The sequence below is a fragment of the Apibacter muscae genome, from assembly GCF_007845635.1.
Classification (GTDB): Bacteria; Bacteroidota; Bacteroidia; order Flavobacteriales; family Weeksellaceae; genus Apibacter; species Apibacter muscae.
This window is the reverse complement of the sequence record NZ_SELG01000035.1, coordinates 78,653-91,320: the sequence shown is the minus strand read 5'-3', so window position 1 is coordinate 91,320 and position 12,668 is coordinate 78,653. Positions and strand designations below refer to the sequence as shown.

Annotated in this window: 9 protein-coding genes; 5 read left to right on the top strand and 4 right to left on the bottom strand. The window is 27.6% G+C overall.

The features are described from left to right. Positions 1 to 2: 2 nt before the first annotated feature. From ETU08_RS08050 to ETU08_RS08040, 3 genes are all read left to right on the top strand, one after another. Positions 3 to 446, top strand: coding sequence for a hypothetical protein (locus tag ETU08_RS08050; RefSeq protein WP_146262514.1), 444 nt, complete (start codon positions 3 to 5; stop codon positions 444 to 446). A 204-nt stretch (positions 447 to 650) separates the two neighbouring features. After that, complete coding sequence (locus ETU08_RS08045) at positions 651 to 1,226, top strand: hypothetical protein (RefSeq protein ID WP_146262513.1); 576 nt, start codon at positions 651 to 653, stop codon at positions 1,224 to 1,226. A gap of 1,147 nt (positions 1,227 to 2,373) precedes the next feature. Further along, the gene (locus ETU08_RS08040) at positions 2,374 to 4,248 is read left to right on the top strand and encodes an acyltransferase family protein (RefSeq protein WP_146262512.1); all 1,875 of its coding nucleotides are present in this window, start codon (positions 2,374 to 2,376) and stop codon (positions 4,246 to 4,248) included. A 12-nt stretch (positions 4,249 to 4,260) separates the two neighbouring features. Here the strand turns inward: ETU08_RS08040 and dgt are convergent, their stop codons facing one another. The 4 genes from dgt to ETU08_RS08020 form a co-directional block, all read right to left on the bottom strand. Further along, the gene (dgt, locus tag ETU08_RS08035; protein ID WP_146262511.1) at positions 4,261 to 5,634 is read right to left on the bottom strand and encodes a dGTP triphosphohydrolase; all 1,374 of its coding nucleotides are present in this window, start codon (positions 5,632 to 5,634) and stop codon (positions 4,261 to 4,263) included. A gap of 215 nt (positions 5,635 to 5,849) precedes the next feature. Further along, on the bottom strand, positions 5,850 to 7,631 hold the full coding sequence (locus ETU08_RS08030) for a hypothetical protein (RefSeq protein WP_146262510.1): 1,782 nt from the start codon (positions 7,629 to 7,631) through the stop codon (positions 5,850 to 5,852). Positions 7,632 to 8,042: 411 nt separating this feature from the next. After that, complete coding sequence (locus ETU08_RS08025) at positions 8,043 to 9,743, bottom strand: formate--tetrahydrofolate ligase (RefSeq protein WP_221410435.1); 1,701 nt, start codon at positions 9,741 to 9,743, stop codon at positions 8,043 to 8,045. A 166-nt stretch (positions 9,744 to 9,909) separates the two neighbouring features. Further along, positions 9,910 to 10,926, bottom strand: a complete 1,017-nt coding sequence (locus tag ETU08_RS08020; RefSeq protein ID WP_146262509.1) for an RNA ligase — start codon at positions 10,924 to 10,926, stop codon at positions 9,910 to 9,912. A gap of 148 nt (positions 10,927 to 11,074) precedes the next feature. On the opposite strand from ETU08_RS08020, the gene ETU08_RS08015 reads away from it, so the two are divergent. Next, positions 11,075 to 11,866 carry a DUF2797 domain-containing protein gene (locus ETU08_RS08015; protein WP_146262508.1) on the top strand — a complete coding sequence of 264 codons (792 nt, stop codon included), beginning with the start codon at positions 11,075 to 11,077 and terminating at the stop codon, positions 11,864 to 11,866. A gap of 45 nt (positions 11,867 to 11,911) precedes the next feature. Then, a complete protein-coding gene (locus ETU08_RS08010; RefSeq protein WP_146262507.1) occupies positions 11,912 to 12,460 on the top strand; it encodes a hypothetical protein in 549 nt (182 codons plus the stop codon). Positions 12,461 to 12,668: the final 208 nt, after the last annotated feature.

The following is a 12,668-nucleotide window of genomic DNA, read 5'->3' as shown; positions in this document are numbered from 1 at the left end:
TTATGTTAGTAAGAAATAATTCATATGCTATCTTTTTAGGCATCGAATGCAGGTTTTGGAGTATTTCAGATAATTTTTATAGACTTCAAACTGAAAAAAATTATATTTCATTATCTAATAATTTTAAAAGTTATAATAACAATGAATTAGATAGCAAAGTGTTTTTAGATGTAGAAAGAAGTGATATTCAATCTGCATACTATGTAATTACATTATGTAACTATAAAGGTTATAGATGTCAGATAATTAAAGTTATCCAACCAAATAAAATAGTTTTAAATCCACCTATAGATTTACAGGTAATTCTTAAGAATTATGCCCACCATGGATACGATCCTATTTATGAAATAGAGGAAAATGAAGTAGATGAAATATGGGAAGAACGAACTCCAATAGAAGATTTTAAATTTGAGATAGAACCGATTTATTACATAAAAAAAAAATAGAAATCAGTTAATTTATTTATTAATACTAGCTTAACTACTTAATTTATAAATATTAGTAATAATAAGCCCATTAAAGAAGGAGGGTTTACTAGTTTCCAGAACTTGATAGACAAAAGCTATATAAAAGTAACTATTAAAGGTGCACCCAATGGTCAATATAGCCAATATATTGGAACAGTAATACAGACAAAAAAATAATGAGCTATGCAAATAAAAGTAAAAGAATACTACAATAAAAAAATTAAAGTAGCAACAGAACCTTCAAAATATGATATTGAATTGAATTTTTTTACCCAAAGGCAGGAAGTAGAGCTACAAAAACCCTATACATTTCCCAGAGGGGCTCGGTTTGATATAAGTCTGGAATGTTTATCCTGCAAAGATAAAATAAGTATACTATCCGAACAATTTCGTAAGAATAAAGGTCTTCCCTATGTTTATAATTTGGGATTATTATCAACAGCAAATAAAAACAGAACATTTATAGACAGCATCCATACCGTTTTTCCGTATATAGAAATGAATTATTTGAATGACTATTGGATTTTAATCTCTCCTCCTGAAAATAGATCTTCCATATTTGATCTTTTATATTTTAAATGCCCTCATTGTAATGAAAAATATCTAAGTATTAACTTATATATCCCCCCCAACATAACTGAGATAAATAATGGTAATGAAATAGTACATTCTCTTGGTAAAAATTGTTTATATGATATAGCTAGAGTTGACTTTGATGAACCAGAATTCTTTAAAGAATCTGGCTTATTACATGCTTAATGACTTAATATGAAAATAATTAATGAGTATAAGAGATTTTTAATTAGTGGTATTGAGTTTAATACACAACAAGTTATAGATATAACAAATTACATAAAACAAGAATTTTCCTTTAAGATTTAAAAAAAATAGTCATCTAATAAAAAGGTGATTTTATACTATAGATAAATATATATAAAATATATATGCGCTTTATTTGTATTTCACTTACTCTTACTAAAACCTTTTGTTTAATAATACAGATAGATATCTTAAAAAATACATCAGGAAAGAAATATAACAAGACTTATAGTAAAGCTAGGAATTAAACAAGAAAGCTTAGCTTATTATTTAGTAGTTACCTAATCCGCCCTATCGGATTAGGTACAAAAAAACTATTAAATATAAAGTGGTAGAAAGGATATCTAAGGCTTTAAATGTTCCTTAGGTAAGGAATTGGAATAAGAATTAAGAGGCTACAATTTATTACTTTAATAATTTAATAATAAAGTAGAAAATTTTTCTAAGCAATTCTACAAACAGCATTTTCAACCCTATTAATAAAATAGTAGAAAGATCTTTATAAACAAAAGTTCAAAGGCAGATGTAATTTAATTGAAAAGCTATAAATAAGGAAATTTTTTAATATAAAAATTAAAAAAAAAGTAAAAAAGTAAAAAAATTTTTTTTTAGCATTTAATATATATAAGAGAGAGATAGATAATCAAACAAATATATCAATTCCACTCTATGCAAATTTATGATGATAATGTGCTGTAGTAAATAGATATTATTATGAAATTTTTATACACCTAAATAATTGATTATAAATTTAATACTTAAATATTTTGCAGGTGAATATTTAAAATATAATTTATATAATTTATTATCTATGATCTATCCAATAATAAAAACAATTTATCGAAATTTCAATCATTGGAAAATAAAAAGATTATAAATTAAAAAAATGTTTGTTTTAATAAAAAATAAATTAATAAAAAATAAAATAAATTTAATAATTAATTTATATAAATTATATTGAATTAAAATATAAATTACTAAATTAATAAAAATATATATATTTTATTATTAGTATGTCTAATAAATCTTTATATTGTTAGGTAATATGATAATTGTTATATGTACATTTGCATGAGCAGAAAAGTATATGGACAATAAACAATTTCGGTTTGATCTTTCATTTTTAAGAGCTTTTTCAGTTTTAGTTGTACTATTTTATCACTATAATTTTTTTTTATTTAGTGGTGGATTTGTAGGAGTGGATGTATTTTTTGTAATTTCTGGTTATTTAATGACTAGTATTATTTTATCTGGAATTCAAAGTAATACGTTTAATTTAATAACTTTTTATAAAAAAAGAATCATAAGAATCATTCCAGCTTTGTTATTTATGCTAATATTCTTTCTAATAATATTATATTTTTTTATACCGACTCAGTTTATTATATATTTAAAATCTGCCTATTCCAGTTGTTTATTTTTTTCAAATTTCATTTTTTATTTAAATAGTGGATATTTTGATTACTATTCACAATTTAATTTTTTGCTTCATACATGGTCTCTGTCTGTAGAATGGCAATTGTATATGGTATATCCATTACTTTTATTATTGTTGAAAAAAATATATTTGAGAAATATTGAAATATTTAAAATAATTTATATTTTTCTAATAGCTCTTTCATTTTTATTAATGAATATATATAGTAGATCAAACCCATCATATGCATTTTATATGTTTTATTTAAGAGCATGGGAAATGATGTTTGGTGGTTTGGCTTTTATCTACTCTTACAATTTAATTAAAATAAATAATAATATAAAAAAATATATTTTTATAATTTCTCTAGTAATACTATTTGGATTTGTATTAATTGCAAATAGGACTTTAACGTGGCCATCTTATCTAACTTTAGTTCCTGTATTTGCTGTAAGTATTATTATTTTTATAAATGTAGATATCAAATTATTTCATAATAAAATAATAACATATTTAGGAAATATATCCTATTCTTTGTACTTATGGCACTGGCCGATTTATGTGCTTTCTGCATATTTTTCATTAAATATTAACATTTTAAATAGGATTTTTTTAATATTAGTTTCATTATTATTTGCAATTATATCTTATCATTTTATTGAAAAAACGAAATTTATTAAAGTAAAATTTGTATTATTTATTTCAATTGTCTTTTCATTATTTACTATAATATTAACTGAAATAGATATACGTACTATTTATCCAACAAGATATAAAAGTAATTTAGTTTATTATGCTACTAACTATCCTTCAAGTACCCAATGTAAAGCTCAATATTCTTATAATAATCATCATTTTCAGCCTAAAAAACAGAATTTTTTAGATTTTTATTTAAATAAAGTTGAAGTTGATACTTCTAAAAAAAATGTTATTTTATTAGGCGATAGTCATGCAGGAATGTTTATAAAGACCTTTAAAAATATATTCAAAAATTCAGATTATAATTTAATTCAAATTACAACCAATGGGGCTTATCCAATGATTTATCCAAATCCAGGGAAAGAACAAGAAAAGTTTTTTTTTAATTACTTTTTTAAAGAATTTTTTCCTAAAAATTCTAATCATATTGATTTAGTAATAATTAGTTCTAGTTATATTTATTATGCAGTTAGTAATGAGGATTTATTAGAGAAGATAGATAATACTGAATCTTACTTTAAACAGTTCAATGTAAAAACCTTGTTTTTAGGTCAAAATATGATTTATGATATTGATTTTCCTACTAAATATTACCTAAAAAATTGCTACTCAATTACTCGTAAACAAGATGAAACTCTAAAGGAGAATGTTTTAAAAATAAATGCACTTTTAAAAGATAAACTTAATGATAAATATTTAGATTTATTAAAGCTCCCTATAAAGGAAGTTTCTAATGTTGGTATTCCTTATGTTCATGATACTGGCCATTTTACCTTTTATGGTGCAGAGCAATATGCACCTTATATTAAAAATAAATTAATTGAATGCGGGGTTTCTCTTAAATAAAAAAGAATGGATTTACAAAGTCATGCCAATATCAATTCCTTTGATTTTGCGGTAGAGGTCGGTAGCGTAGTTGTCTGTCATTCCGGAAACAAAGTCTAATACGCCTAATACTCTTTCATATTCGGTTAGGTCTTCATATAAATATTGCTTAGGAATAAGCTTTATTGCTTTTTTTTCGTATTCTTTTCGTTCTTCTTTGGTTTTTATAATAGGAGGTATAAAGTGATCCAGCAATTCGTACATTACATTATAACCCGCATTTTCTATTTCTACTACGGAACGGTGGTTGTAAATATGTTCAATGGAAAAACTCTCAATTTCCTGAATGGCTTTGCATTCCTGCTTAATTTCGTCAAAAATAGAAAGTTGCAAACTACCACTTAGTATTTTTTCAAAATTCTGTTTATATAATTCTATAGATCGCCCAGTTAAAGTACCAATAGAAACCGCACGTAAAAAAGAAATACGGTCGTTTTTATCTTCTATTCCACCAAGTTTTTTACCCACCCGTTGCCATTTCTTAGCTCCCTGAATTTCGGTTATAATTTGTTGCAATAATTCTTCGCAAACCGAAGCACTAATAAAACCTAAACGCTGGGCATCTTCCAAATCAATAATATTATAGCAAATATCATCAGCCGTTTCTACGAGCCAAACAAAAGGATGACGTGCAAATATTAAAGGATCTTCATGTTTCTGTAACATAGAAGTTTCCTTAGCAATATCTAAGAAAGTAGATTTTTCGGTTTGGAAAAATCCGAATTTTTTTTGTTGTAGTATTTTTTTATTCTTAGCAATAGATTCGCAAGGATATTTGGCAATGGAGGCTAAGGTGGAGTAAGTGAGCATAATTCCTCCTTCCGATTTACCGTTTTGTTGTTGGGTAAGTACCCGAATAGCATTGGCATTTCCTTCAAAATTAATAAAATCGCTCCATTGTTTTTCTGTAAATCTATCTTTTAATGCAGATTCATTTCTATAAAAGTAGCTGGCGATAGCATCTTCTCCCGAATGCCCAAAAGCAGGATTTCCAATATCATGACATAAACAGCCAGTTGAAATAACGTTGTATAAGCTATGTTTATACAAATCTTTAGTCTCTGGAGTTAGATGATTTTCATATTTTGTTGAAATATAATTACCTATTTCATTCCCTAAAGAGCGTCCCACAGAAGCAACTTCCAAAGAATGGGTTAAGCGATTATGTACAAAGACACTTCCGGGAAGTGGAAAAACCTGAGTTTTATTCTGTAACCGTCGGAAAGCAGTGGAAAAAATGACCCGATCAAAATCTCGCTGATATTCACTTCTCGGATCTGCTTTTTTACTATTTGATTTGTATTGAGTTCCGGTACGTTTATCAGAAAATAATGAATTTAAGTCCATCTACACATTATAAAAGAGTCTTCAAAGTTAATAAAAAAGATTAGTGTTTAAAATTTTAAACTTTAAAGAATTTTTTTTAATTAAGCCTAATCTTGTACTATATAAAGAAAATCGATAATATAGTATTAATTTAAAAAACTTTACTAATTAATTATATACATAATGAATAAATTTAAAACTTAGTATTGTCATATTTATTTAGGTCTAAAACTAATTTATTGAATTTTATGTTTTTGAGCCCAATTAAAAGCCCAAGCCATTACATTTAAATAAAAGTAGGAATTTACAGATGGAGGAGTAGAATATACGTTAACTAATGGATTAAAACTTGAGTCAAATTTTAAAGGGTAGTTATATGGAGCAATATTGCCATATCTATTGGAAAAGGGAGCCCCATCCCCCACGAAAAGATAACCTTTATTTTTATGTTTAAAAGAAATATAATCATTACTAGCAGTACTTCCTGCATAGGCTATATAGTCAGTTTTCTCTGGAGGAAGATTAGTAAATGAAAAATTATTTCCTCCATCAGAACCCAAGTTGTGGTTTAATAAATTAAAAAAATATCCGTCAATTATTTTGTTATTAGCGGATGCAAATAAAAATTGTCTGGCAGTAGTTAAACCATTAACAGTTATGTTTTCATCATTGAATATACTTTTAGTAATAGATAATGCATTTTGGTTTCTTACAGCTGTAGGTCCATCTCCGTCCATACATAAGACAAGGGCTCCTCCAGAATTTACAAAATTTACTAGTGCCTGTATATTATTAACAGTAGCTGCCGAAGTCGAAGCACCACTTAAAAAGTTATACTCAGCAACAATAACATCTGGATTGAATGATTGAATAGTGCCAGCTAAATCAGGACTTTCTCCATATAAAGGTAACATAGTAATACTTTCTACAGGGAATGTTGCTTGTTGATTATTACCGAAATGTTTATCGGTTTCCATTAATGAACCGTAAGTAAAATTGGTTACACCTCCAAATTTCTGATTACCAGCAATGTTCCAAACGCCATCGGTAGTATTGTTTCCTAAACCTAAAACTTTCATACTTCTAACTGCTATTTTAACTTTAAAATCACAATTGGTTATTGACCCATTACCACTGGCATTTAATTTAAAAGTATATTCTCCACTTTCAATAGGAGTTCCATTCCCTTGAAGTGTTACAGGATAAGTACCAGCGGCGCTAAAATTTCCAGAGCCACTAAAAGAAATGCCATTTACAGTATTAGAGGTAATTTCCCAGCTTCCTTCATTGGTAGTGCTGACATTTAATGCAATAGTATTAGTTTCAGTAAGAGGTTTTTTAACAACGTATACTCCATCAACGATGACTGTGCTACATTGAATATTTACATTAGCAAGAGCAGGAAGTACAGATATTGTTTTTGCAGTATCGCAAGAAATATCTAAATCTTGAGATTTAATTGTTAATAAATTTTCACCTTTTTTTAAAGGAGTGCCCATACCCATTACTTTTATTGTATAAGAACCAATATAATCAAAAACTCCTTCTGCTTGAAATGAATAGTTATTATCTGTTATAATTTTGATGTTGTAAGTTCCAGGCTTAGTAATATTAACTGGTACACTTATGTAGTCAGAATCAGTTAAATTATTACCTTCTATATAAACGCCATTTATAACTATGTCTTTACAATTTATAGTAAATTTTGCTTTTCCTTTAACACCGCATAGGCTTTTCCACTCAGTCTCGCTGGAATTCCAATAGTTAAAACAGTTTTCAGTTGTATTGTAGATTAATAAACTATTATCAGTATCGGTTAGGTTAATTTCAGTAGAGTTGCTGCTGGTAAGACTGTTTCTTTGTTGTTCAGTAAGTCTAGGGATTAGTATACCAGCATTTTGGGAGTAAACTTCTAATAAAGAATGTGGATTGGGATTATCTATTCCAATTCCAACTTGCGAAAACAAATTAATTTGAATAAATATAATACCTATAATTAATTGAATTTTTAATTTCATAATATGAATTTTCTAAAGAAAAGTACATTTAATTTTTTTACAAAAATAGTAATTTATTAAAGTAATAATTATTAATTATTTATAAATAAGGTAGATATTTAATTTTATTAATAATTTTATTTATTTTATGTTGATATAATATTAAAAAAAAATATTATATCTTTTTTAAGTGTATTTCATTGGGGTGATATAATTAACTTGGTATTCGGATATCATATATCTATACAAAATGTAAATTTTTAGCGATATATATTTAATTGAAAATTTCTCATTAAAATAATTATTCATTTCAAATAAAAATTATCTTAGTTTTTTAAATCCATTAAATTTTAAGTAAAAAAATAAGCCTATGAATGATTATAAACAATCATTCATAGACTTAAAAAATAAATATTATAAAAATATTGCTGACTAGCTTAAACCTTCAATCTGGCCATCAACTATGTCGATATTCATGGCTTGAGGTTGCTTAGGTAAGCCGGGCATACGCATAATATCTCCAGCAATAGCCACTATAAATTCTGCTCCTCTATTTATCACTATATCGTTGATTTGAAAGTCAAAATTTTTACTAACTCCATAGGCTTTGGGGTCTGAAGAAAAAGAATATTGGGTTTTAGCAATACAGATTGGGAATTTATCCATTTCTGTATCCTTAAGTTTCTTTAATTTACTTTTTGCCTTTTTACTAAAGTTTACTGAAGAAGCTCCATAAATATTTTTAGCGACTTTAGCAATTTTTTCTTCAAGACCATCTGCTTCACTATATGCAAATTGAATTGGATCTTGGGAAGGATTTTCTTCAATGGTTTTTACCACTAAGTTGGCAAACTCAACAGCACCTTCTCCACCTAGCCCAAATGAATTATTTTCAGCTAAAGGAATGTTTCTTTTTAAACAGAATTCTTTTAAAATGGATATTTCTTCTTCAGTATCTGAATTATATCGATTAAATACAACCATTACGGATTGTCCATAAGACTTAATATTCTCTATATGTTTTTTTAAATTTTCTAATCCTTGAATTAAACCAGGTATATTTTCATCTTTAATTGCATTTAGAGGAACTCCACCATGCATTTTTAAACCTTGGGCTGTAGCTACGATAAGGGTTAATTTTGGACATAGACCCGTTTTTCTACACTTAATATCAAAGAATTTCTCTGCCCCTAAATCCGCACCAAAACCTGCTTCAGTAATTACATAGTCAGAAAAGCTCATCGCCATACGGGTAGCTAACACAGAGTTACAACCATGTGCAATATTAGCGAAAGGTCCACCATGAATAAAAGCAGGTGTATTTTCAGTGGTTTGTACTAAGTTTGGATGGATGGCATCTTTCAGTAAAACAGTAATAGCACCGGCTACCCCTAATTCTTTTACCGTAAACATGCTTCCATCTGCTTTATAGCCCAAAAGAATATTTTCAATTCTTCTTTTTAAATCTTTAGGATCTTCTGCCAGACATAAAATTGCCATAATTTCAGAAGCGGGTGTAATGTCAAAACCAGATTCTTGGGGAACGCCATTGGCAGTTCCACCCAATCCACTCACTATATTTCTAAGAGCTCTATCGTTTACGTCTAAAACACGTTTCCACAATACTTCTGTAACCACATTGTCAGTTCCGCGGTTTTGGTAATTGTAATTGTCTAATAAAGCTGCAAGCATATTGTGTGCAGAAGTAATTGCATGAAAGTCTCCGGTGAAATGTAAGTTTATATTTTCCATCGGAAGTACTTGTGCATATCCTCCTCCAGCGGCTCCTCCCTTCATTCCAAAACAAGGACCTAAAGAAGGTTCACGAAGTGCAACCGAAGCTTTTTTACCAATTTTATTTAGTCCTAGTGCTAACCCAATAGAAACGGTAGTTTTACCAATTCCTGCTTTGGTAGGGGTAATGGAGGTTACTAGTATTAAGTTAGATTTTTTTTGTTTTTCTGGAGATTGAAGATTCCAAGGAATCTTTGCCATAAACTTTCCGTAAGGGATTAATTCATCTTGTGGAATATCAATTTTTTTAGCTATTTTATCAATAGATTCAAGGGTTGTTGATCTAGCTATTTCTATATCTGAAGGTATTTTATTAGAAAAATCTTTAGATGGGTTCATAGTTTTTAAACAATGTTGAGAATTGATTTCAAAGGTACTATTTTTCTTCTATAATCTAATAAATCAAAAGATTCAAAAAAAGTTTAAATGCGTGTAACTGGTATTTTTGAAATCAGTTTTTTATAAGAAGAAATTTTATTTAATTACACATTAAATAAAGACTTATTTAAAATTTATTAGTCAAAGGTTTTTCAAAGTCAGGTTTAATTATTTTCCATATAATTGGACTATAGTCACGTCTATCAAGCATTGAAAATAAAACTTTTGGATAGGAGCATGTAAGGAAATAACTAGCCGTTTCTTTACGAGAATTTAGAATTTTAAAATCTTTTTTACATTGATTTTCAATTTCTAAATAATGGTCTATGAGTTGGTTTCTTTTTTCTTTCACCCATTGGAATATTTCGTCAGGAATATTTTTTAATAAATCTTCCAAAGGTTTACCATTTTTTAAATCTTCCCATAGGCTTATAGATGATACTTCTGTAATTATTTTATGCAAACGAATATATTCAGGAAATTTAGCTTTTATTCTAAATCCGTTGGAAAATTTGATAACAAAGCCTTCATTTAATAGATCGTAATGTTTATTTATATCCTCCATAGAGTTAATACCAAAAATTCTTTTAGCTCTGGCGAATCCTAAGTCATCCATGGAAAGTTCTTTGCCTGTTGAAGTTTCTATAACGACTAAAAGTACTAATTCTTCTCTACTTCCATAGTTTACAACAATTCTGTTTTCAGGATAAATGATTTCAAATAAATAAGTGTTTCTGGGGTTTAAGTTTTTTATAAAGTTTTTATACTTAGTGTGTAGCAATTCATTTGCCTTTTTTGCTTGTAAGCTAGTGAAAGAACCTCGGGTAGCAATATAGGGTTTATTATCTACCCAATAGAGAATACCTAAAGAACCATCTAATTTCTCAAAAACTTCAAAACCTAGCTTTGGGATCTGATGTTCATTCAGTTCTTCAAAATTAAAAAATTTGGGCAAGGGTCGTGCGACGATCTCATAGTTTTCATTTAAAATTAATCCTCTGCAACTCAACGTTAATTCATTCCAATGTTTCTCATATTGAGTTTTTTGTGTATAATTATATATGTACCATGGATATTCTGGATGTTTTTGTACTTGGATCCAACCATCCTTTATGGCTTGTTCTAATCTATCTTTTGAAAACATGAAAAATAATTTTTAGTTTAAAAGTAACAAAGTTATTAAGGAGGTACGCGGTTTATTTGCGTGGAGCCATTGATTCTATAATTTTTTTATACAATTTAGTGATAAGCTGTATATTTACTCATAAATATAACTTTAGCAATTAAATTCTATGAAAATTACAGGGCTGCTTACCAAAATGGTGACTGAATTGGATAATCCTATACACTATTATCTAAATTTTGAAGAAGAAATTATCTCAGTAAATCAGCTTCTTAATAAAAATATCAAGGTAAAATTTAACCATTGTCAATGTTTAGAATGCGAAAATTATGTTGAAATTTTTGCGATGGGTTTTTGTGAAAAATGTTATTTTTCTTCTCCACATACGGGAGAGTGGGTGGTAAGGCCTGAGCTTTCTAAAGCACATTTAGGAGAAGAAGACCGGAATTTATCCTATGAATCTAAAGTGCAGTTGCAACCTCATGTAGTTTATTTAGCAAACACGGGAGGAATGAAGGTAGGAGTTACCAGAAAGTCTCAAATTCCTACCCGCTGGATTGATCAGGGAGCTGAATATGCAATTCCATTGGCTGAAACAGAAAACAGATATGAGGCTGGATTGATTGAAGTTGCTTTAAAAGAAAAAATTTCTGATAAAACTAACTATAGAAAAATGTTACAATCGGAAGCTTCTTTTTTTGATTTAGAAAAGAAAAAAGATGAACTAAAAGATAATATTCCTGATTTCCTTCAAAAATATTATTTAGAAGAATCAGAATTGATTCACCTAAAATATCCTATTGTACAATATCCATTAAAAATAACTTCAGTGAATTTAAAGAAAGTTCCTGAATTTGAAGGAAAATTAATCGGTATTAAAGGGCAATATTGGTTGTTTGAAAATCATTTAGCATTTAATATTCGTAGCCATGAAGGCTTTGCCATAGACTTAGAATTTTAATTTATGCTTTTTTGACCTTAATTAATCTATATATGAAATTTTACTGTGAATGATATAAATAAAATCGGAAGAAATATAGCTTTAATTTCCTTTATTTTAGGAACGATTTTATTTGCTGTATTTACCTTAACTTTATCTGATAATTGGGCTTTCTTTAGTTATTTTTTAGTTTTAATAATGTTAATTATTAATTTATCCTTTTTAATATTATTATTATATAAATTATTTGTTAGAAAAGATGGGAGAAAGAAAATTGTTATCACAATTTTAATTATCTTTCTTAATATCCCAATAGCTAAAATTTATGAAATTGGATTTTTAATATTATTAAATACGATACAGCTTACTATAATTAATAAAAGCCAAGAAACTATAGAAAATATTAAAATTCAGGGTTGTGATGAAAAATATATTAAACAACTTGAGCCTAACGAAAGTAAAACTGTTTGGATCTTCATTCCCTATGATTGCTCCATCGATGCTATTTATAACATTCATGAAGAGAGAAAAAAAGTGGTAATAATGGGCTATGTAACAACAATGATGGGAGAAAGAGTTATATACGAAATAAATAATAATTCTTTAATCTTATAGAAACTTTCATATGTGACTTACAATGATACTATTAAAAATTATTTTAAAATATTTTACACTTATACTACTTTTTAGTATCATTTTTTTGCTAACTAAAAGGTTTGGAGACTATTGCAGTGATATTTATGTAAATATTTTTGTAATTCCTTTGATTGGTATATTAACAATTATAAACCTAATAATTCTATATATTACAGATACATTTAAA

Excerpts from the sequence above, each read along its gene's own strand:
- ETU08_RS08030 (WP_146262510.1), bottom strand. The coding sequence starts at position 7,631 with ATGAAATTAAAAATTCAATTAATTATAGGTATTATATTTATTCAAATT.
- ETU08_RS08045 (WP_146262513.1), top strand. The coding sequence starts at position 651 with ATGCAAATAAAAGTAAAAGAATACTACAATAAAAAAATTAAAGTAGCA.
- ETU08_RS08050 (WP_146262514.1), top strand. The coding sequence starts at position 3 with ATGTTAGTAAGAAATAATTCATATGCTATCTTTTTAGGCATCGAATGC.
- ETU08_RS08025 (WP_221410435.1), bottom strand. The coding sequence starts at position 9,743 with ATGAACCCATCTAAAGATTTTTCTAATAAAATACCTTCAGATATAGAA.
- ETU08_RS08020 (WP_146262509.1), bottom strand. The coding sequence starts at position 10,926 with ATGTTTTCAAAAGATAGATTAGAACAAGCCATAAAGGATGGTTGGATC.
- ETU08_RS08015 (WP_146262508.1), top strand. The coding sequence starts at position 11,075 with ATGAAAATTACAGGGCTGCTTACCAAAATGGTGACTGAATTGGATAAT.
- ETU08_RS08040 (WP_146262512.1), top strand. The coding sequence starts at position 2,374 with ATGGACAATAAACAATTTCGGTTTGATCTTTCATTTTTAAGAGCTTTT.
- dgt (WP_146262511.1), bottom strand. The coding sequence starts at position 5,634 with ATGGACTTAAATTCATTATTTTCTGATAAACGTACCGGAACTCAATAC.